Source organism: Halovibrio salipaludis (assembly GCF_002286965.1).
Taxonomy (GTDB): Bacteria; Pseudomonadota; Gammaproteobacteria; order Pseudomonadales; family Oleiphilaceae; genus Halospina; species Halospina salipaludis.
In genome coordinates this window covers 529,803-550,522 of the sequence record NZ_NSKD01000002.1, presented here as the reverse complement: position 1 = coordinate 550,522, position 20,720 = coordinate 529,803, and the positions used below count along the sequence as shown (strand labels likewise).

Annotated in this window: 18 protein-coding genes; 12 read left to right on the top strand and 6 right to left on the bottom strand. The window is 62.8% G+C overall.

What is annotated here, in order from left to right; genetic code table 11:
* Position 1: 1 nt before the first annotated feature.
* From nagZ to CK501_RS07285, 3 genes are read left to right on the top strand one after another with little or no spacing between them, the layout of a single operon-like run.
* Entirely contained in the window at positions 2 to 1,027 is a 1,026-nt protein-coding gene (nagZ, locus tag CK501_RS07295; RefSeq protein ID WP_233128859.1) for a beta-N-acetylhexosaminidase, read from the top strand.
* On the top strand, positions 1,024 to 2,187 hold the full coding sequence (locus CK501_RS07290) for a mechanosensitive ion channel family protein (RefSeq protein WP_095617062.1): 1,164 nt from the start codon (positions 1,024 to 1,026) through the stop codon (positions 2,185 to 2,187). Before nagZ ends, CK501_RS07290 begins: the two co-directional genes overlap by 4 nt.
* Positions 2,174 to 2,926: an S-methyl-5'-thioinosine phosphorylase gene (locus CK501_RS07285; RefSeq protein ID WP_095617061.1), complete on the top strand. Its 753-nt coding sequence runs from the start codon at positions 2,174 to 2,176 to the stop codon at positions 2,924 to 2,926. Before CK501_RS07290 ends, CK501_RS07285 begins: the two co-directional genes overlap by 14 nt.
* Before the next feature lie 17 nt (positions 2,927 to 2,943).
* Here CK501_RS07285 and CK501_RS07280 read toward each other — a convergent pair whose 3' ends face one another.
* Together CK501_RS07280 and mfd are read right to left on the bottom strand one after the other, a co-directional pair.
* Positions 2,944 to 3,711 (bottom strand): CsiV family protein, encoded by a 768-nt coding sequence (locus CK501_RS07280; RefSeq protein WP_095617060.1) that lies wholly within the window; start codon positions 3,709 to 3,711, stop codon positions 2,944 to 2,946.
* 11 nt (positions 3,712 to 3,722) lie between these two features.
* The gene (mfd, locus tag CK501_RS07275; RefSeq protein WP_095617059.1) at positions 3,723 to 7,220 is read right to left on the bottom strand and encodes a transcription-repair coupling factor; all 3,498 of its coding nucleotides are present in this window, start codon (positions 7,218 to 7,220) and stop codon (positions 3,723 to 3,725) included.
* Positions 7,221 to 7,393: 173 nt separating this feature from the next.
* Here mfd and CK501_RS07270 point away from each other — a divergent pair, with 173 nt between their 5' ends.
* The 9 genes from CK501_RS07270 (at position 7,394) to sthA (ending at position 16,708) form a co-directional block, all read left to right on the top strand.
* The gene (locus CK501_RS07270) at positions 7,394 to 8,878 is read left to right on the top strand and encodes a glyceraldehyde-3-phosphate dehydrogenase (RefSeq protein WP_095617058.1); all 1,485 of its coding nucleotides are present in this window, start codon (positions 7,394 to 7,396) and stop codon (positions 8,876 to 8,878) included.
* Between the two features lie 146 nt (positions 8,879 to 9,024).
* Positions 9,025 to 10,380 carry a Na(+)-translocating NADH-quinone reductase subunit A gene (locus tag CK501_RS07265; protein WP_095617057.1) on the top strand — a complete coding sequence of 452 codons (1,356 nt, stop codon included), beginning with the start codon at positions 9,025 to 9,027 and terminating at the stop codon, positions 10,378 to 10,380.
* A gap of 3 nt (positions 10,381 to 10,383) precedes the next feature.
* Entirely contained in the window at positions 10,384 to 11,592 is a 1,209-nt protein-coding gene (locus tag CK501_RS07260) for an NADH:ubiquinone reductase (Na(+)-transporting) subunit B (RefSeq protein WP_095617056.1), read from the top strand.
* Positions 11,579 to 12,379 carry a Na(+)-translocating NADH-quinone reductase subunit C gene (locus CK501_RS07255; protein WP_095617055.1) on the top strand — a complete coding sequence of 267 codons (801 nt, stop codon included), beginning with the start codon at positions 11,579 to 11,581 and terminating at the stop codon, positions 12,377 to 12,379. The genes CK501_RS07260 and CK501_RS07255 overlap by 14 nt, the downstream gene beginning before the upstream one ends.
* Before the next feature lie 3 nt (positions 12,380 to 12,382).
* On the top strand, positions 12,383 to 13,048 hold the full coding sequence (locus tag CK501_RS07250) for an NADH:ubiquinone reductase (Na(+)-transporting) subunit D (protein WP_095617054.1): 666 nt from the start codon (positions 12,383 to 12,385) through the stop codon (positions 13,046 to 13,048).
* Positions 13,048 to 13,656 (top strand): NADH:ubiquinone reductase (Na(+)-transporting) subunit E, encoded by a 609-nt coding sequence (nqrE, locus tag CK501_RS07245; RefSeq protein WP_095617053.1) that lies wholly within the window; start codon positions 13,048 to 13,050, stop codon positions 13,654 to 13,656. Before CK501_RS07250 ends, nqrE begins: the two co-directional genes overlap by 1 nt.
* Positions 13,657 to 13,692: 36 nt before the next feature.
* The gene (nqrF, locus tag CK501_RS07240; RefSeq protein WP_095617052.1) at positions 13,693 to 14,919 is read left to right on the top strand and encodes an NADH:ubiquinone reductase (Na(+)-transporting) subunit F; all 1,227 of its coding nucleotides are present in this window, start codon (positions 13,693 to 13,695) and stop codon (positions 14,917 to 14,919) included.
* Between the two features lie 98 nt (positions 14,920 to 15,017).
* Entirely contained in the window at positions 15,018 to 15,266 is a 249-nt protein-coding gene (nqrM, locus tag CK501_RS07235) for a (Na+)-NQR maturation NqrM (protein ID WP_095617051.1), read from the top strand.
* Between the two features lie 47 nt (positions 15,267 to 15,313).
* A complete protein-coding gene (gene sthA, locus CK501_RS07230) occupies positions 15,314 to 16,708 on the top strand; it encodes a Si-specific NAD(P)(+) transhydrogenase (protein WP_095617050.1) in 1,395 nt (464 codons plus the stop codon).
* Here sthA and CK501_RS07225 read toward each other — a convergent pair.
* The 4 genes from CK501_RS07225 to dusA form a co-directional block, all read right to left on the bottom strand.
* A complete protein-coding gene (locus CK501_RS07225; protein ID WP_095617049.1) occupies positions 16,692 to 17,495 on the bottom strand; it encodes a glycerophosphodiester phosphodiesterase in 804 nt (267 codons plus the stop codon). The two genes, sthA and CK501_RS07225, sit on opposite strands and share 17 nt — an antisense overlap.
* A 17-nt stretch (positions 17,496 to 17,512) precedes the next feature.
* Positions 17,513 to 18,625 carry a 3-deoxy-7-phosphoheptulonate synthase gene (locus CK501_RS07220; RefSeq protein ID WP_095617048.1) on the bottom strand — a complete coding sequence of 371 codons (1,113 nt, stop codon included), beginning with the start codon at positions 18,623 to 18,625 and terminating at the stop codon, positions 17,513 to 17,515.
* 26 nt (positions 18,626 to 18,651) lie between these two features.
* Positions 18,652 to 19,617 carry a transaldolase gene (gene tal / locus CK501_RS07215; RefSeq protein ID WP_095617174.1) on the bottom strand — a complete coding sequence of 322 codons (966 nt, stop codon included), beginning with the start codon at positions 19,615 to 19,617 and terminating at the stop codon, positions 18,652 to 18,654.
* A gap of 104 nt (positions 19,618 to 19,721) precedes the next feature.
* Entirely contained in the window at positions 19,722 to 20,714 is a 993-nt protein-coding gene (gene dusA, locus CK501_RS07210; protein ID WP_095617047.1) for a tRNA dihydrouridine(20/20a) synthase DusA, read from the bottom strand.
* Positions 20,715 to 20,720 lie beyond the last annotated feature (6 nt).

The following is a 20,720-nucleotide window of genomic DNA, read 5'->3' as shown; positions in this document are numbered from 1 at the left end:
GGTGAGCGGACCATTGATGATCGATCTCGAGGGGCCACGTCTCAGCGCCCCCGAGCGTGAACGACTGGCCCATGAGGCGGTGGGCGGGGTGATCCTGTTCACCCGCAATTACGAGTCACCGGCCCAGCTCCGGTCCCTGGTGCAGTCCATCCGCCAGATCCGCCCGCGCATCCTGATTGGCGTGGACCAGGAGGGTGGCCGGGTACAGCGTTTCCAGTCCGGGCTCACACGCCTGCCACCGATGCGCAGCTTCGGTCTGGCCTGGGAACGGGATCCCGAGAATGCCCGAGCCATTACCCATGCCGCGGGCTGGCTGATGGCGTCCGAGCTGCGGGACATGGATGTGGATTTCAGTTTTGCACCGGTTCTGGATCTGGATCACGGGGTTTCCAGTGTGATCGGTGATCGCAGCTTCCATTCGGACCCCCAGGTGGTGGCCGAACTCGCCGGTGCCTGGATTGGTGGCATGCATGAAGGCGGTATGGCGGCAGTGGGCAAGCATTTCCCCGGCCATGGGGCCATTGCTGCGGACTCCCATCACGAACTGCCCAGCGACGGACGCACCCTGGAGCAGATCCTGGAGCACGACGCGGTGCCTTTCCGGGAGCTGGCGGAGACTCTGGATGCTGTCATGCCCGCCCACGTGGTCTACCCGGGCGTGGATGAGCAGCCGGCCGGTTTCTCTCCGTTCTGGCTGAAGAATGTGCTTTCCCGCGAGGTCGGGTTCCGCGGCGTTGTGATCAGCGATGATCTCACCATGGCCGGCGCGGCTGTGGCCGGCGAACCGCCGGAACGGGCACAGGCTGCACTCGATGCCGGCTGTGACCTGCTGCTGGTCTGCAATGACCCTGAGGCCGCCGATACCGTGGCCGCGGGCCTGAGCGAGGCCGGCGCGCGCGCCTCGGCCGGGTTGGTGTCGCTGCGGGGTAAGCCACTGCCGGGGCCCCGGGGTGCCTTCCGCAGTACGGCCCGGTACCGTGATACCCGTGCAGCCCTGCTGCGCATGCTGGATGAGGCACCCGCATGACGCTTGCCCGCCTTGATGATGTTCTCTCTGGTCTCGGGATCGCCCCGGAATTCCGCGGGCTGCTCTGGGTCGGTGTGATCCTGGTGGTCACCTTCGTGGTGGCTTTTGTCGTCTGGTGGGTGATCCGGGCGGTTGAGAACAAGCTGCGGAACAACCGCAATCTCTGGGACGACGTCCTGATCCACGCCATACGCCGCCCGCTGTACTGGTACATCTGGCTTCTGGGCCTGTATTTCGCCTCGGAAGCCGGCGCCCGCTTCTATGAGATCGATCTGCTCAACCTCAATGGGCTGGGCCTCAGGTTCGGTTTCATACTGCTGCTGGTCTGGGCGCTGCTGCGCTTCATTCAGGGCACCGAGGAGCTGCTGGTCTCGAGCCGTGTTGCCGAGCCCATGGATTACACCACGGTCTCGGCCATTGGCAAGCTGTCCCGGGTCTCGGTGTTCGTCATCGCCGCCCTGGTCATCATCCAGAACCTGGGGTACAGCATTTCCGGGGTGCTGGCCTTCGGGGGCGTGGGCGGTATTGCCGTCGGCTTCGCGGCCAAGGACATGCTGGCGAATTTCTTCGGTGGCGCCGTTGTCTACATGGACAAGCCCTTCAAGGTGGGCGAGTGGATCCGCTCTCCCGACGCAAGTATTGAAGGGGTCGTCGAACACATTGGGTGGCGCGTGACCCGGATCCGGACCTTTGAGCTGCGCCCGCTCTATGTTCCCAATGCCATTTTCACCACCATCTCCGTGGAGAACCCGTCCCGGATGATGAACCGGCGGATCTACGAGATGGTCGGGGTGCGCTACGGCGATGTGGACATGGTCGCTCCGATTGTGGCCGACATCCGCAGCATGCTGGAGGAGCATGAGGACATCGATGCCAACCAGTTCCTGATCGTCAACTTCACCACCTTCAATGCTTCCTCCCTGGACATCATGATCTATGCCTTTACCCATACGCGTCAGTGGATTGAATACCAGAAAGTGAAACAGGACGTGATGCTCCGCATCAGCAGCATCATCCGCGAGCATGGGGCGGAAGTGGCCTTCCCGACGCGCACCCTGCACATTGCGGGCGAAGGGCCCCAGGCTCTGCTGGGCGAAGGCATGGCGGCGGAGGGCGAGCAGCCCGCAGCGACAGGTGGAGGAGCCAATGGGCAACAGTGAGCCGGTATGGGGCATTATTGGCGGTACAGGGCTGACCGCCATTGATTCACTGATGGTTGATGACACCCTTGAAACCGAAACCGTGTGGGGGGCGCCCTCCGCGCCTCTGCGGATCGGTCGACTGGGTGGCCGGAAGGTGGTCTTTCTGGCCCGCCATGGCGATCCCCACCGGATTCCGCCCCACCGGGTCAACTATCGGGCCAATATCGAGGCGCTCAGGCGGGCCGGCGTTGACCGGATCATCGCGGTCAATGCGGTTGGCTCCATCCATCCGGCCATGACCCCGTCCAGCCTGGTTCTGCCGGATCAGATCATTGACTACACCTGGGGGCGTGCGCCCAGCTTCCATGAGGAGAACCTGGAACACGCGGTGCACGTGGACTTCACCTGGCCATACTCAGAGTCGATACGCGATGCCCTGCGGGCGGCAGCGGCGGAGGTGGGCGTGGCGTGCCACGACGGCGGTGTCTATGCGTGTACCCAGGGGCCGAGACTGGAAACTGCCGCGGAGATCCGGCGCCTGGAACAGGACGGTGCGGATATCGTGGGGATGACGGCCATGCCCGAGGCGGTTCTGGCCCGGGAGGCGGAGCTGGATTACGCCTGTCTTGCCCTGGTGGTGAACTGGGCGGCGGGCAGAACCAGTGAGGTCATCACCATGGATGACATCCGTTCGAACCTGGATGCGGGCATCGGACGGGTGCTGCAGGTTCTGGAAGCCTGTCTCCGGGCGGATTGAGCGACGCCTGGCGCCGGTCAGCCCTCTTCCTCTTCCTCCTCGTCTCCGTTCTCTTTGGTAATGGGGTGGAAATAGACCACCAGACCGAAGGTGGGCGCGTCGAGGTAATGCACCTCCTCGCTGCGCATACGCCGGTTCTCGGTGAGCCGGGTTGCTGTTTCCCTGAAAGCCGGGCTTTCGGGAGCCAGGTAACGGGGCAGGGGCAAGATCAACCCTGACGCCACCGGAAAGCGGGGAATCGGTGTCACGTCCAGTGCGGGTTCATTCAGGCGCGTGTCATGCAGCGAGGCCCGCACATGGAGATAACGCCGGCGTTCGATCTGCAGGCTGCCCTGGATCCGCTGCTTGCCCGCCTCGTCCGCCGCGAGATCCACGACCAGTGGAGCGGTACGGTAGCCATCCGGGAAGGGGTTCTGCCATCCGGTGAAAGCCAGCAGGCGGTAACCGGAATCGTTTTCCAGCGCCCGGGCGATATTGTTGAGCCGGAGTTCTTCGCGCGGCAGAGCCAGGATCTCCGGAACCCGCTCCACGGGCGCATCGGATTCCGTGTCGGCATCGACAGCGCTCCGGGGCTCCGGCATCCACTGGCTGTCCACCCACAGCGGCACACCCCTTTCCGGCAGGGAAACGGCGGTATGGGGATCCGGGAGCTGTTCGGGCTCTCCCAGCAGGCGTTCGAACAGCAGCAGCTCCACCCGGTACAGTTCCGCACCCGCTGCCGGCATGGCGGTGGTGCAGAGCAGCAGCATGCTGACCAGGATGCGACGGGTTCCGCGACTCGGCACGGCGGTCTCCTCTATTGGGTTCCTTTGCTCTCCGTGGCGCGTTCTTCCAGAAGCGTCAGGAAGCGGTCAAGATCATTGAGTCTATCATCGGCGGTTTCCCCGTTCAGCCGGAACTTCAGCTGGTCACCACTTTCCAGCGCGTAATCCGCGGGGGAGCTCTGGACCAGTTCCACCAGCACCAGTGGATCCACCCGGGTATCGGCACTGAATGCCATGGTGGCGGAGGAGCCTGCTGCATCCACCTTGCTGATCCCGAGCGCTTCGGCCCGGATGCGCAGGCCGGTCTGGCGCACCAGGTTCTTCAGCGGCTCTGGCAGCAGGCCGAAGCGGTCGATGATTTCCACCTGGAGTTCCTTCAGCTGTTCCTGGCTCTGGGTGCTGGCCAGGCGCTTGTAGAGGATCAGGCGCTGGTGGACGTCTGGCAGGTAGTCCTCGGGGATCAGCGCCGGGATGCGCAGGTTGATCTCGGTGCCGTGGCGGATGGGCAGGTCCGCGTTGGGCGTGCGCCCCTCACGGATGGCCTTCACGGCCTCGTCCAGCAGTTCCATGTAGAGGGTCAGGCCCACGCCCTGGATCTGGCCGCTCTGGTCGTCGCCCAGCAGTTCGCCGGCGCCGCGGATCTCCAGGTCGTGGGTGGCGAGCATGAAGCCGGCACCCAGGTCCTGGGCGGCGGCGATGGCATCCAGGCGTTTCTCCGCATCGCCGGTGATCTTCTTGCCTTCCGGTGTCAGGAGGTAGGCATAGGCCTGGTGATGGGAGCGGCCGACCCGGCCCCGGAGCTGGTGCAGCTGGGCCAGGCCGAAGCGGTCCGCACGCTCGATGAGGATGGTGTTGGCGCTGGGGATGTCGATGCCGGTCTCGATGATGGTGGTGCAGACCAGGACATTGAAGCGCTTGTGGTAGAAGTCGGACATGATCTGTTCGAGCTCGCGCTCACGCATCTGCCCGTGAGCCACACCCACCCGGGCCTCCGGAACCAGGGTCCGGACCTCTTCGGCCAGCCGCTCGATGGATTCCACGTCATTGTGCAGGTAGTAGACCTGGCCGCCACGCAGGATCTCCCGGAGTATCGCCTCCTTGACCAGTGCGTCTTCACGCCGGCGCACGAAGGTTTTCACGGAGAGTCGCCGTGCGGGCGGCGTGGCGATGATGGACAGGTCCCGCAGGTTGCCCATGGCCATGTTCAGGGTCCGCGGGATGGGCGTTGCGGTGAGGGTGAGCACGTCCACCTGGGCGCGCAGCTGCTTGAGCTTTTCCTTCTGGTTGACGCCGAAGCGGTGTTCCTCGTCGATGATCGCCAGGCCCAGGTCGGGGAAGTTGAGGTCCCCCTGGAGCAGCTTGTGGGTGCCAATGATGATGTCCGCCTCACCCTCGGCGGCGCGGGCCATGGTCGCCTGCTGCTGTTTCTGGCTGCGGAAGCGGCTGAGCAGTTCCACGCGCACGCCGGTTTCGGCAAAACGGTCGCGGAAGGAGTCGTAATGCTGCTGGGCGAGCAGGGTGGTGGGCACCAGCACCACCACCTGTTTGCCGGCATGGGTCGCCAGGAACGCGGCACGCATGGCCACTTCCGTCTTGCCGAAGCCCACGTCGCCGCAGATCAGCCGGTCCATGGGCTGCTCACTCGCCATGTCGTTCTCCACGGCCTCGATGGCCGCCATCTGGTCCGGTGTTTCCTCGAACGGGAACTCGGCGCAGAAGGAGCGGTAGGCGTCATCCGGCTGCGGGAAGGCGTAACCCTGGCTGGCTTCGCGCCTGGCGTACACGTCCAGCAGCTCGGCGGCGGTGTCACGGACCTTCTCCAGTGCTTTCTGTTTGGCCTGGTTCCATTTCTCCGAACCGAGCCTGTGCAGGGGCGCGGTGGCATCGTCCACGCCGCTGTAGCGTGAGATCAGGTGCAGGTTGGAGACCGGCACATAGAGGTTGGTGCCGTTGGCGTACTGCAGGGTCAGGAACTCGGTGGGCTGGCCGTCCACCTCGATGGTCTGCAGCCCCTGGTAGCGTCCGATGCCGTGGTCGATGTGCACCACAGGAGCGCCGACGCGCAGCTCGGAAAGATCCCGGATGCTCCCTTCGGTCTCCGAGTCCGTGGCGCGCTGGCGCCGCCGGCGCTGCATCACCCGCTGGCCGTAGAGCTCCGCCTCCGCGATGACGCAGAGCCCGGCGTCGTTGAGCCAGGCACCATGTTCCAGTGGGCCCGTGCACAGTCCCATGACGTCGCTGCCGGTCTGGAACTGCTGCCAGTTATCGACTTCCCTGGGGTTCCAGCCGTACTGTTTCAGCTGCTCCAGAAGCGCCTCGCGTCTGCCGGCGGAGTCGGCGGCAAAGAGCACCCGGGGCGAGCGCTGCTCGATGAAGTGCCGGAGCTTTGCCGCGGGATCCTCGGCGCGCGCGTCGAGTGCTATGTCCGGCAGCGGGGTGCAGGGCATATTGAGCACGCCGGCCCCCTGGGGCTGTTCCCCGGCGAACCAGGTGACCCGGGGCAGGTGGCGGATGTGCCGGAAGCATTCCTCGGTCCGCAGAAACACCTCTTTCGGAGCCAGTAAGGGCCGGTAACGGTCGTATCGGCGCTCCTCGTAGCGTTCATCGACCTCTGCCTGGAAATGATCCAGGGCAGCCTGGAGCTCGGGGTCCGTCAGGACCAGCGACTGCCCCGGCAGGTAGTCGAACAGGGTGGCGGTTTCGTCGAAGAAAAGCGGAAGGAAATACTCGATCCCCGGAGGCCGGATGCCGGCCGCCACGTCCTGGTACACCGGAGCCTCCCGGGGTGCCTCGGGGAATGCCTCGTTCCAGCGGTTGCGGAAGCGCTGGCGGGAGCGTTCGTCCCAGGGGAACTCATGGGCCGGAAGCAATTTGATGCGCTCGACCTGATCAATGGAGCGTTGGGTCTCCGGATCGAAGGTGCGGAGCGTTTCCACTTCGTCATCAAAGAGTTCGATCCGGTAGGGGAGGTCGGCACCCATGGGGTAGATGTCGAGGATCGAGCCGCGTACGGCGTATTCGCCGTGTTCCTGGACGTTATCGGCATGCCGGTAGCCCACAGCCTCCAGCCGCTGGCGCCAGTCGTCGATCGGCAGCGGATCCCCGGTTGCCAGCATCAGGGTGTTGCCCTCAGTGAACGAGGGCGGCGGCAGCCGGTGCATCAGGGTCCGGGCCGGCAGCACCAGGAGACCGCGCTGCATCCGTGGCAGCTGGTGCAGAGTCCGTATGCGCTGGGAAATGATCGCCTCATGGGGCGAGAACATGTCGTAGGGGAGTGTCTCCCAGTCCGGCAGTGAGAGCAGGGCATCGTCCTGTTCATCATCACGGTAGAACGCCAGTTCCTGCTCCAGCGCCTGGGCTTCGTCGGTAGTGCCGGTAATCACCAGTGTAAGCCCGGGGAAGCGCCGGCTGGCTTCCAGTATGGCCAGGGCGCGTGCGCTGCCGGGGAGCGATCCCCAGTGTCGGTGATCGCCGCCGCGTGTGGGTGGATCGGCGGGCAGGAGCGGGGACTGGGTGCTGGTCTGGTTCATCAACGCTGCATGGTTGGTGTGCGGAGGCGCCATTCTAAGCCCGAGGCGCCGCGCCTGCCACCCCGACGCGGCGGAGTCGATTGCGCCGGGGCGCTTTAAGCTGGATAATACGCCGGCCCGCAAGGGCCAGAGGCCATGACCCGACATACACCCTGTTTCAGAGGACCCTGATCGTGAGCCAGGAGCAACTCAACCGCTACTTTTCCGACTGGACCGAGCGTGAAGCCATCGCCGAAGCCATGATTCCGCTGATCGGCCGTCTGTACCGCCGCAACAATGTGGTGACGTCCATGTACGGCCGCGCGCTGATCAACCAGTCGGTCATCAACATCCTCAAGGCACACCGATTCGTGCGCCAGATCGAGGCGGAAGAGCTGGATGTCCACGATACCTACCCGGTCCTCGAGACACTGGACCGGCTGAACCTGGGCCAGGCGCACATCGACATCGGCAAGCTGGCGAACCAGTACAACCAGGTGCGTGACGAACAGAGCCTGGAGGACTTCCTGCGTGAAGCGGTCAATCCGGTTGTTGACCGGTACGACGAGGAGGCTAAGGCCGCCAGCGAGAGCGAGACCAAGGATATTGTCCTTTACGGTTTCGGCCGGATCGGGCGCTATCTGGCCCGCATCCTGGTGGAAAAGGCCGGCGGCGGGAACAACCTGCGCCTGCGTGCCATCGTCGTCCGCAAGGGCGGAGCCGAGAACGACCTGGAAAAACGGGCCAGCCTGCTGCGCCGTGACTCCGTGCATGGCTCATTCCGCGGCACCATTACGGTGGACGAAGAGAACGAGGCCATCATCGCCAATGGCAACTACATCAAGGTCATCTACTCCGATGGCCCGGATCAGGTGGATTACACCCAGTACGGGATCGACAACGCCATCATCATCGACAACACCGGTAAATGGCGTGATGACGAAGGCCTTGGCCTGCACCTCAAGTCCAGGGGGGCCAGTCGTGTCGTCCTGACGGCGCCCGGCAAGGGCAACATCAAGAACATTGTTCCGGGCATCAACAACGATCTGTACACGGACGAGGATCGCATTCTCTCCGTGGCGTCCTGTACCACCAATGCCATCACCCCCGTTCTCAAGGCGGTGAAGGAGCAGTTCGGGATTGTTGATGGGCACATGGAGACGGTCCATGCCTACACCAACGACCAGAACCTGATCGACAACTACCACAAGGGTGAGCGCCGGGGCCGCAGCGCGCCGCTGAACATGGTCCTGACCGAGACCGGGGCGGCCAAGGCGGTTGCCAAGGCCCTGCCGGATCTGGATGGCAAGCTTACCGGCAATGCCATCCGGGTGCCCACGCCCAACGTGTCCATGGCCATTCTCAACCTGAACCTTGAGAAGGCGGCGACGCGTGATGAGATGAACGAGTTCCTGCGGGATGTGGCGCTGCACTCGGATCTACAGAAGCAGGTTGATTACGTGAGTTCCCCCGAGGTGGTGTCCTCCGATTTTGTGGGCTCCCGCCATGCAGGGGTTGTGGATGGCCAGGCCACGATCGCCAACGGTAACCGTGCCGTGCTCTATGTCTGGTATGACAACGAGGCGGGCTACAGCGCCCAGGTCATCCGGCTGGTGAGCGAGATGGCCGGCATGTCCTTCCCCATCTTCCCGGAGCGCGGCACCGCTGCGGATCACTGATCAGCTCCACGGCACGTGGCCGGCCCGGGCGCGTCTCCCACCTATTGGGTAGTCGCTCCGGGCCGGTTCTGTGTGGAATCCTGGGCCTGGTATCTCTATAATTGGGCCGGTTTTTCACTCCATCCAGTTCTGATTGGGCAAAGCGAATGATCAAGATCAAGAAAGGCCTCGATCTTCCGATAACTGGCGCGCCCGAACCGACCATCGAGCAGGGACGGCCGGTACGGCATGTGGCCCTGACCGGTTTTGACTACATCGGCATGAAGCCGACTCTGAAGGTTCGGGAGGGCGACCAGGTCAAGCGGGGGCAGCTCCTTTTCACGGACAAGAAGAACGAAGGCGTTGTCTACACCGCTCCGGCCGGCGGCACCGTCCGGGAAATCAACCGCGGCGAACGGCGCGTTTTCCAGTCCCTCGTCATCGAAGTGGATGAGAACGAGGAGGCGGAAACCTTCAACCGTTACAGCGCTTCCGAGATTGATGGGCTTGCCCGTCAGGACGTGGTGGACAGCCTTGTCAATTCCGGCATGTGGACGGTGATCAGAACCCGTCCCTACAGCAAGGTGCCGGCGATTGACGCACCGGAGCCTCACGCGATTTTCGTCTCCGCGATGGATACCCATCCGCTGGCGCCGGATCCTCAGACCATCATCAATGAGGATCCCGAGGCATTCGAGAACGGTCTGCGCGTACTCTCACGGTTGACCAGTGGCGCCGTCCACCTGGGAAGCGGCCCGGATGCCCGGATACCGATGCCCTCCGGCGACCAGTTCCAGCAGCATACGTTTGATGGTCCCCATCCCGCCGGCAACGTCGGCACCCATATCCACTTCATTGACCCCGTGGGCGGTGAGAAAGTGGTCTGGACGGTGGGCTACCAGAATGTGATGGACATCGGCCGCCTTTTCACCACCGGCATGCTGCCCACGGAACAGATCGTGGCCATCACCGGCCCCTGTGCCGCCAGGCCGCGTCTGCTCCGCACCCGTATCGGTGCCAGCCTCGAGGAGCTGCTCGAAGGAGAGCTGGAGCAGGGCGACATGGATATCCGGCTGGTGAACGGCTCGGTGCTGGGCGGGCGTGCCGCGCGCGGGCCCGTCAGCTACCTGGCACGCACGGCCACCCAGGTCACCGCCCTCGAGGAAGGCTATCGCCGGCACTTCATGGGATGGCTCTCGCCTGGGTCCAACCGGTTCTCCCGCCTCAACATCTACCTTTCCAAGCTGATGCCGGGCAAGCGGTTCAACTTCACAACCACCACCAATGGCTCAGAGCGGGCCATGGTTCCGATCGGAGTCTACGAGGAGGTGATGCCCCTCGACATTCTGCCCACCCAGCTGCTGCGTTCGCTGATCGTTCAGGACACCGAACAGGCCCAGCAACTCGGGGCACTGGAACTCGACGAGGAAGACCTTGCGCTGTGCACCTTCGTGTGTCCCGGCAAGTATGAGTTCGGGCCGATTCTCCGACAGAACCTGACGCGCATTGAGATCGAGGGCTGATTCATGGGGCTGAGACAGATATTCGACCGGATTGAGCCGCACTTCGAGAAGGGGGGGCGCTTTGAGCGCTGGTATCCCCTGTACGAAGCGGTGGACACCATTTTCTATACGCCGCCATCGGTGACACGAACCAACGCCCATGTGCGTGATGGTATTGATCTCAAGCGGATCATGATCACCGTATGGTTCTGTGTCTTCCCGGCCATGTTCTTCGGTATGTGGAACGCGGGGTACCAGGCCAACACCTACCTGGCCGAGCAGGGCATGGCCATGGCGGACGAGGGGCTGCGTGCCGCCTTCATCTCCGCGCTCGCAGGCAATGACCCCGGCAGCATCTGGGACAACATCATCTTCGGTGCTGCCTATTTCGTTCCCATCTACTTCGTGACCTTCGTGGTTGGCGGTTTCTGGGAAGTTCTCTTCGCGACCGTGCGCAAGCATGAGGTCAATGAAGGCTTCTTCGTCACCTCCATTCTGTTCGCGCTTATCCTGCCGCCCACCATTCCCCTGTGGCAGGTGGCGCTGGGCATCACCTTCGGTGTGGTTGTCGCCAAGGAGATCTTCGGGGGGACCGGAAAGAACTTCCTGAACCCGGCACTGACCGGGCGGGCCTTCCTGTACTTCGCGTATCCAGCCCAAATCTCGGGCAATGAGGTCTGGACGGCCGTGGATGGCTTCAGCGGTGCGACCGCACTGAGTGTTGCAGCTTCCAGTGGCATGGAGGGGCTGAGTAACCATCTGACCTGGTTTGATGCCTTCTTCGGGTTCATGCAGGGGTCCGTCGGTGAGACGTCGACGCTGATGATCCTGATCGGTGGGGCCGTGCTGCTGTTGATGAAGATCGCCAGTTATCGCATCGTATTTGGTACGCTGATTGGTCTGATCGGTACGGCGTTGCTGTTCAATGCCGTTGGGTCCGACAGTAATCCGATGTTCGAGGTGCCGCCTCACTGGCACTTTGTGATTGGCGGTTTCGCGTTTGCCATGATGTTCATGGCGACCGACCCGGTGTCCGCGTCCATGACCAACACCGGGCGCTGGGTGTTCGGCATCTTCATCGGTGTGATGACGGTACTGATCCGGGTAGTGAATCCCGCATTCCCGGAGGGTGTGATGCTCGCTATCCTGTTCGCGAATCTGTTCGCGCCCTTCATCGACCACCTCGTCATTCAGGCGAACATCAAGCGGAGGCAGGCCCGTGTCGCAGTCTAACGATACCGTCAGCAAGATCCTGATCGTCGCCGTCACGCTCAGCATCGTCTTCTCCGTGATTGTCTCCGGCGCGGCGGTCACGCTGCGACCGGCGCAGGAGCGTAACGAGGCGCTGAGTACCCGTTCCAACATGCTCGCCGCAGCCGGGATCATTGAGGCGGACGCATCCAATGATAAGGTTGCGGAAACCTTTGACCGTTTTGAGGTGCTGCTGGTGGAAATGGGAACAGGGGAGACGGTTACGCCCGAAACAGCCAAGGCGAAATCCGCGGAATCCTATGACCAGCGCCGGGCTTCCCGTGATCCGGATATCTCCCGGGGGCTTCAGGACGATCCGGCCGGCATCAACCGGCAGGCAACCTACCGCAAGGCCTTCGTGCTGAAGGAGAATGGGTCGGTTGAGCGGGTTGTTCTACCGATTCACGGGTATGGCCTCTGGTCAACAATGTACGGGTTCCTTGCCCTTGAAGGGGATGCGAACACCGTTGCCGGCCTGCGTTTCTACGAACATGGCGAGACCCCGGGCCTGGGCGCAAAGATCCAGAGCCCTGACTGGGTTGCCAAGTGGAAGGGCAAGAAAATCTACGAGCCGGGCAACTGGCAGAACCCCAACTTCCGCCTGATCAAGGGCGGTGTGGGCGAGAACACCGAGGGTCGCGAGCACAAGGTTGATGCGCTTTCCGGAGCGACGCTGACCTCCCGGGGTGTTGAAAGTACGATCAATTTCTGGCTTGGCGAGCGGGGCTACGGGCCCTTCCTCGCCAGGGTGCGCAACGGGGAGATCTGATCCATGGCGGAACTGAAAACCAAAGACGTCCTGTTTGGACCCATACTGCACAACAACCCGATCGCACTTCAGATTCTGGGCATCTGTTCGGCCCTGGCCGTTACGTCCAGCGTCACGGTGAGTCTGGTAATGTGCGCCTCCGTGATCGCGGTGACCTGTGCCTCGAACTTTGCGGTATCGCTGATCCGCAAGCAGATCCCGAGCAGTATCCGGATCATTGTCCAGATGACCATCATCGCCTCCCTGGTCATTGTCGTGGACCAGTTCCTCAAGGCGTTCGCCTACGAGATCAGCAAGCAGCTCTCGGTGTTCGTGGGCCTGATCATCACCAACTGCATCATCCTCGGCCGGGCCGAAGGGTTCGCGATGCAGAACGGGCCCTGGCTGAGCTTTGTGGACGGTCTGGGTAACGGCCTGGGCTACAGCCTGATCCTGATTGTGGTGGCCACCTTCCGCGAAGTGCTGGGCGCCGGAACCTGGATGGGATATACCGTGCTCCCGCTGGCCAGCGAGGGGGGCTTCTACGTGCCGAATGGCCTGATGCTGCTGCCGCCGAGTGCTTTCTTCCTGATCGGCTTCTTCATCTGGGCCGTGCGGATCTGGGATCCGGACCAGATCGAGGAAGAGGAGTTCGAGATGCAGCCCCATAAAGTACGGGAGGCATTCTGATGGAACACTATATCAGCCTCATCCTGCAGGCCATCTTCGTCGAGAACCTGGCGCTGGCCTTCTTCCTGGGGATGTGTACGTTTCTGGCCATCTCCAAGAAGGTGGAAGCCGCGCTGGGGCTGGGGATCGCCGTGGTCGTGGTGCTTACCATCTCGGTTCCGGTGAACAACCTCATCTACAACTATGTCCTGCGTGACGGCGCCCTGTCCTGGGCGGGGCTGCCCAACATGAACCTGAGCTTTCTCGGGCTTCTGACCTACATCGGTGTGATCGCGGCTCTGGTACAGATCCTGGAGATGTTCCTGGACCGCTATGTACCGGCGCTGTACAGCGCGCTGGGGGTCTTCCTGCCCCTGATCACGGTGAACTGTGCCATCCTGGGTGCGTCGCTGTTCATGGTCGAGCGCGACTATGCGTTCGGTGAGAGCGTGGCCTATGGGTTCGGTGCCGGCGTTGGCTGGGCACTGGCCATCGTGGCCCTTGCGGGCATCCGCGAGAAGCTCAAGTACAGCGATGTTCCGCCGGGACTGCGTGGGCTCGGTATCACATTCATCACCGTGGGGCTGATGTCGCTCGGTTTCATGTCCTTCTCGGGCATATCGCTGTAAGACGGCGTATTCGGATTCAAGGCAGAAGGCGGAGTCATGGTTACAGAAATCATACTGGGCGTGGTGATGTTCACCGTGATCGTCCTGTCGCTGGTCGCGATCATCCTTGGTGCGCGGGCGCGACTGGTCAGTTCCGGTGACATTGAGATCGAGGTCAACGGCGACCCGGAACACAGTTTCACGACACAGGGCGGCGGCAAGCTCCTGGGCAAGCTCGCCGAACAGGGCATCTTCCTGTCCTCCGCCTGTGGCGGCGGCGGCAGCTGTGGCCAGTGCGTGTGCAAGGTTCACGAGGGCGGCGGTGCGGTGCTGCCGACCGAGAAGAACCATTTCACGCCGCGGGAGCAGCGTGAAGGCTGGCGTCTCTCCTGCCAGGTGCCCGTCAAGCAGGACATGAAGGTGGAGGTTCCGGAGGAGTTCTTCGGCGTGCGCAAGTGGGAGTGCACGGTCCAGTCAAACCACAACGTGGCGACCTTCATCAAGGAAACCATCCTCAACCTTCCGGAAGGCGAGGACGTGGACTTCCGTGCCGGCGGCTATGTGCAGTTCGAGGCGCCGCCGCACGAGGTGCACTTCAAGGACTTCGATGTGGAGGAGGAGTACCACGAGGACTGGGACAAGCACGGTCTCTGGGACATCAAGTCAGTGGTGAAGGAAGACATCGTGCGGGCCTACTCCATGGCCAACTACCCGGAAGAGAAGGGCGAGCTGCGCTTCAATATCCGGATCGCAACGCCGCCGCCCGGGACCGACCATCCGCCGGGGCAGATGTCCTCCTACGTCTTCTCCCTGAAACCGGGCGATAAGATGACGGTAATGGGTCCCTTCGGCGAGTTCTTTGCCAAGGATACCAATGCCGAGATGTGCTTCATCGGCGGTGGTGCGGGTATGGCGCCGATGCGCGCGCATATCTTCGACCAGCTCAAGCGTATCAACACCAACAGGAAGATCACCTTCTGGTATGGCGCGCGCAGCAGGCGTGAGATGTTCTATGTGGAGGACTTCAACCAGCTCCAGGAGGACTATGACAACTTCAACTGGCATGTAGCGCTGTCCGACCCGCTGCCCGAGGATGAATGGGAAGGCGACGTCGGGTTCATCCATAATGTCCTCTATGAGAACTATCTGAAGCACCATGAGGCGCCTGAGGACATTGAGTACTACATGTGCGGGCCACCCATCATGAATGCGGTGACCATCAAGATGCTCAAGGATCTGGGCGTCGAGGATGAGAACATAGCCCTGGATGATTTCGGGGGCTGATCCCGAGAACACCCGGCCAAGGTCGGGTGTTTTTGGTTGAATCCACTGGCGCCCGGGCGTCACCATGGCAGCAGGTGGGTCCGTTAATGGAGGTAATGATGTTTGAGACATTTGTTCTGGCAGTGGTCCTTGTGATGGTGCTGATCGCCGGCATGTCGATTGGTGTTATCTTTGGCCGCAAGCCGATCAGCGGCTCCTGTGGGGGCGTTGGCAACCAGGTGGGCGGCGGTAGCGGCTGCTCCGTCTGCGGGCGGTCCTCGGGAAGCTGTTCCGACGATGACGAGGCGCCGGACGCTGGAGAAGCGGATAACCTGACCTACAATGCAGACAGCGACCGGCGGGCCTGAGTAGCACCGGTTACGGAATTCAGGTAAATAGAGGAGTGAGTGAGCGGATGTCGGATCAGCATTTTGATGTTGTGGTAATTGGTGCCGGGCCTGCAGGCGAAGGGGCCGCCATGAACGCGGCAAAGCACGGTCGGCGGGTTGCCATTGTGGATGACAAGCAGACGGTTGGCGGCAACTGCACCCACTGGGCAACCATCCCCTCCAAGGCGCTGCGTTACTCGGTCAAGCAGATCATCAACTTCAACACCAATCCGATGTTCCGTGATATCGGCGAGCCACGCTGGTTCTCCTTTCCCCGGGTGCTGCAGAACGCCGAACGCGTGCGCAACAAGCAGGTGAAACTGCGAACCGGTTTCTACGCACGCAACCGGGTACAGCGCTTCCACAGTCGCGCGCGCTTCCTGGACCAGAACCAGCTGGAGCTGCACGACGAGGAGACCGGTGGTCAGCGGATTACGGCGGACAGCTTCGTGATCGCCACGGGGTCCTCGCCGTACCTCCCGCCGGATGTGGATTTCTCCCACGACCGGATCTACAACAGCGACTCGATCCTGACGCTTTCCCATACGCCGCGCACCATCACCATCTATGGTGCGGGCGTGATCGGTTGCGAATACGCCTCCATCTTCTGCGGTCTGGGCGTGAAGGTGGATCTGATCAACCCTGGCAGCCGCCTCCTGTCATTCCTGGATGATGAGATCTCCGACGCCCTCAGCTACCACCTGCGGAACAACGGCGTACTGGTCCGTCACAACGAGAAATACGAGTCGGTGGAGGGGGATGACCACGGGGTGGTGCTGAACCTTGAATCCGGCAAGAAAGTGCGCTCCGATGCCTTCCTCTGGTGCAATGGCCGAAGCGGCAACACCGGCTCCCTGGGCCTTGAGAACGTGGGCCTGGAGACCAACTACCGTGGCCAGCTTGCCGTGGATGATCACTATCGGACCCAGGTCCCGAACATCTATGCGGTAGGCGATGTGATCGGCTGGCCTGGCCTTGCCAGTGCCGCCTACGACCAGGGCCGCTCGGCCTCCTCGGACATCATGGCGGACCGGTATTTCCGTTATGTGGATGACGTACCCACTGGTATCTACACCATTCCGGAAATCAGCTCCGTGGGTAAGACAGAGCGCGAACTCACGGAAGCCAAGGTGCCCTATGAAGTGGGGCAGGCCTTCTTCAAGGACCTGGCCCGGGCGCAGATTTCAGGGGACCCGGTGGGCATGCTCAAGCTGCTGTTCCACAGGGAGACCAAAGAGCTTCTGGGCATCCACTGCTTCGGGGACCAGGCGGCGGAGATCGTCCACATCGGGCAGGCGATCATGAACCAGCCCGGTGAGGCGAATACGCTCGATTACTTCATCAACACCACCTTCAACTACCCCACCATGGCGGAAGCCTATCGGGTGGCGGCCCTCAACGGTCTCAACCGGATTTTCTGAGAGACGGATCCGGGTCTGTGTCGGTCTCCGGGCCGCGCAGGCTCTCCACCTGATGCCCCAGCCGACGCCGGTTCTCGAAGTAGATCAGGGCGCTGGTTGGGTAGTCCGTAATCACGGACGCCACGCCCATTTTCTCCAGCATCAGCATGTCGTGGATCCGGTTGACTGTCCATGTGGACACGCTCATGCCTTTGTTGCGGGCGTCGCTGACCAGGCCCGAGCTGCAGATCCGGTGATTGCAGCACAGGTACTGGCAGTCAAGACTCCTGGCCTGTCTGACCGGGGAGGGGAAGCGGCGTTCCGCCACATAGCCCAGGCTCACCCGGCGATCCAGCCTCCTGGCCGAGCGCAGGAAACCGGTATTGCTTGAGGTCAGGGTGATCCGATCGTAGAGGTTTTCCCGCTGGATCCACTCGACCAGACGGTTGCAGAGCCGGTTGAGCCGGCCGCGCTCGTCGGACTTCACCTCCAGCTGAAGATGCTGGTAGTCGGGGCAGGCCCATACCACATCATCAAGGCTGGGAATGCCGGTGGCATGGTGCCAGTTCGCGGTGTTCTGGCGGGCGTCCAGGGTGCTCATCTCCAAGGCGGACACCGAGCTGACAGCCCGGTCACTGCCCGTGGTGCGCAGCAGGGAGCGGTCGTGAATGACCACGGGGACGCCGTCCTGGGAAAGGATAATGTCCATCTCAAAGCGGCGGATGCCATGGCGGTAGGCGTGCATGAAGCCGGCAAGGGTGTTCTCGGGTGCTTCGCCTTTGGCGCCGCGATGGCCGTAGATCAGCATGGACGCGGATGCCTCCTTCATCCGTTATCGGTGTAGAGAGCGCGCCGTTTGCGGTACGTCTCGTGGCAGAGTTCAACGTCTTTAAGGAACCGGGGCAGATCCCGGGGCAGCATTGCCTGGGGGCCGTCCACCAGGGCTTTTTCCGGGTTCGGATGGAAGTCCGCCAGGATCATGTTGGCCCCGGCGATCACCCCCTGGGCAGTGGCGTGGACGATATCGGACATTCCATCCGGTGCCCGGTCGCGGACACCCACGGAGTGGGAAGGATCAATGCACACCGGCATGCGGGTCAGGCGCTTGACCACCGGAATGTGGGCGAAATCAACGAGGTTACGGTGTGGGTTGCCGGCCTCGGTTTTCATGCCCCGAAGGCAGAAGATCACATTGGTGTTGCCCTCGGTGGCCAGGTATTCAGCCGCGTTGAGGGATTCGTTCAGGGTGATGCCGAATCCGCGCTTGAGCAGCACCGGAAAGGTGCTCTGGCGGCCCAGGGCCTTGAGCAGCTCGAAGTTCTGGGTATTGCGGGTCCCGACCTGGAGCATCACGCCGGTCGGGTGCCCGGTCTGCTCAAGGGCCTGTTCGATCTCCTGCACGTGGTTCTCATGGGTCACCTCCATGGCGACTACCCGGATGTCGTACCGGCCCGCAAGTTCGAACACCCAGGGCAGGCAGTCGGCGCCATGGCCCTGGAAGGAATAGGGGTTGGTGCGGGGCTTGTAGGCGCCCATGCGGGTGCACTGCTGGCCATTGTCCTTCAGCGCCCGGAGCATCTCCTCCACGTGAGTGGGATTGTCCACCGCGCACAGGCCGGCAAAGACATTGAGGTTGTCCTGGTCAAAGTGGATGCCGTTGTAGTCGAAGCCGGTCTGGCGTTCGGCGTCACTGTGCCTGCCCAGAACCCGGAAATCGTCGGAAATGCGGATGACCCGCTCAACGGCGGGCAGCGCTTCAATCTCCCCGGCGTCGAGGGCCTTGGTGTCGCCGATCAGGTAGACCTCGGTCAGTGTCTGCTGGCTTCCGAGCACGTCATGGACACGGACCTCGACATTGCTGAGCTGATCGAGGAAGTTCATGGTCTCGCGGTACGCTTCGCTGTCGCGAGCCGTATCCGGGTGAAGTATCAGTAGCATGGGCCCTCCGGGTCTCTGTATGGCGTTCAGGCGGCCTGGATCCAGTCTCCCAGATTCTTCTCCAGCTGACGCTGGTCGGCGGCAAAGCGCCGGATGCCATCAGCAAGCTTATCGGTGGCCATGGCATCCTCATTGAGGTGCCAGCGGAAGCCGCGCTCATCCAGCGGGGGATATGTTTCCGTTTGGCTGGCGTTTCCGGGATCCAGGCGACGTTCCAGGGTGCCGGTATCCTGTGACAGCGATTCCAGCAGCTGCGGGCTGATTGTCAGCCGGTCGCAGCCGGCCAGGTGCTCGATCTCGCCCTGGTTGCGGAAACTCGCCCCCATGACGATGGTGCGGTAGTTGTGCGCCTTGTAATAGTCGTAGATGCGCTGTACCGAGCGCACACCGGGATCCTCGCCCGGCTCAATGGCATCCAGGCCCGCCTGCGCCAGATGCCAGTCCAGGATGCGCCCTACAAAGGGCGAAATCAGCGTGGCGCCGGCATCGGCGCAGGCCATTGCCTGGGTGAATGAGAACAGCAGTGTCAGGTTGCACGCAATGCCTTCGCGTTCCAGAACCCGGGCTGCCTGGATGCCTTCCCAGGTGGCGGCGATCTTGATCATGACCCTGTCGGTGTCCACGCCCCGCTGGCGGTAGAGCTGCGTAAGCTCGCGGGCACGGGCAATGGTGGCATCACGGTCGAACGACAGGCGCGCATCGACCTCCGTGGAGACCATGCCCGGCACGCTCTCCAGGATCTGTTCTCCCGCCAGTACGGCCAGGCAGTCCCCGGCCAGAACCGGGTCCGGAGAAGCGCTCCGGTCCTGTTCCCGGGCCCAGGCCAGTGCCTGTTCCACCAGGCTTCGATAGGCGTCGGAGGACACGGCCTTGAGCAGCAGCGACGGGTTGGTTGTGGCATCCCTCGGCTGCCATTGGCGGATGGCGTCCAGGTCACCGGTGTCGGCGACCACGGTGGTCATTTGGCGGAGCTGATCAAGTTTGGAAGTCATCGGCTGGTTGCGTCCATTGTGCATCCGGGTGTCTGGAACCCTGAAGGGTAACCCGAGTCACGATAGCGCGCTGTCGCCGGTGTCACAAGCGCGGAATCCGCCTGTCAGGCGGCATCGGCCTTTTCCTGGACCAGCGCCAGCGCCTCCCGGACAACCCCGGTGCCGGCCCCGGCGCGATGGGCGTTCTCGCTGAGATGGCGGCGGAACTGGCGGCCGCCCGCACAGCCGTGGAAGAGGTTCATGATGTGGCGGGTCATCGCCTGCAGGGGGACGCCCTCGGCCAGACGCCGTTCCAGATAGGGGATGAACCGCTCGATGGCCTCTGTGCGCGTGATGCTGGGCTCTGGCGTGCCGTGGATCTCCGGGTCCACGCGGCTCAGCAGCCAGGGCTGCTGGTAGGCGGCGCGCCCGATCATGACGCCGTCCACGTGCCTGAGCTGCTCGCGGATGGCGTCCATCTGCCAGAAACCGCCATTGATGATGATTTCCAGCTGGGGGAACCGTTCCCGCAGGGCATGGACCCAGTCGTACTTCAGTGGCGGCACCTCCCGGTTCTCCTTGGGGCTGAGCCCCTGAAGGATGGCGATGCGCGCATGTACGATGAAGGTGCGGCATCCGGCCTCCGCGACCCGCTCGATGAAGTGGACCAGGTCCTCCCACTGCTCGTGGCCGTCGATGCCGATGCGATGTTTGACGGTGACGGGCAGGGCCGTGCTGGCCTTCATGGCGGCCACCGCATGGGCAACAGTGTCCGGCTCTGCCATCAGGCAGGCGCCGATACGGTTGTTCTGGACCCGGTCGCTGGGGCACCCCACGTTCAGGTTGACCTCATCATAGCCCCAGGCCTCGGCCATGGCCGCGCACTGGGCGAGTTCCGCAGGGTCCGCGCCCCCCAGCTGCAGCGCAACGGGATGCTCCTCCACGTCATAGTCCAGGAAGCGTGCCCGGTCGCCATGGATGAGGGCACCAGTGGTTACCATTTCGGTGTAGAGCAGGGCATGATGGGTCAGACCCCGGACGAACCAGCGGTAGTCCCGGGTGGTGTGGTCCATCATTGGTGCGATGCTGAATCGGCGATCCGGTTCGGGGCGCTGCATGCCGGT